This window comes from Halorubrum sp. SP9 (assembly GCF_005435015.1).
In the GTDB taxonomy this organism is placed as follows: domain Archaea; phylum Halobacteriota; class Halobacteria; order Halobacteriales; family Haloferacaceae; genus Halorubrum; species Halorubrum sodomense.
Genome location: NZ_SGXU01000839.1, coordinates 1 through 207, shown reverse-complemented (window position 1 = coordinate 207; position 207 = coordinate 1). Strand labels below are relative to the sequence as shown.

The window sequence follows — 207 nt, the reverse complement described above, 5'->3', positions numbered from 1 at the left end:
CCCGGATCCGCGCGGTCGTGTCGCTGTCGGTCATCGGCGTCCCGCTCATCGGCCTCGTGAGCTACACGCTGGTGCTGCTGATCTTGGAGGCGCGGCGGTTCATCGAGACGTACCCGGTGGCCGACACCATCGGCGCGGAGAACTCGGTGATCGGCGACCTCGCGGAGCTGTCGAACCCGACGATGGACGAGCTGCTCGCGGCGTACC

1 pseudogene is annotated in these 207 nt (G+C 68.6%); it reads left to right on the top strand.

Features of this window, described 5'->3' with window-relative positions:
* Positions 1-207 (top strand): annotated as a pseudogene (locus EXE45_RS19495) (AI-2E family transporter); the annotation flags it as partial.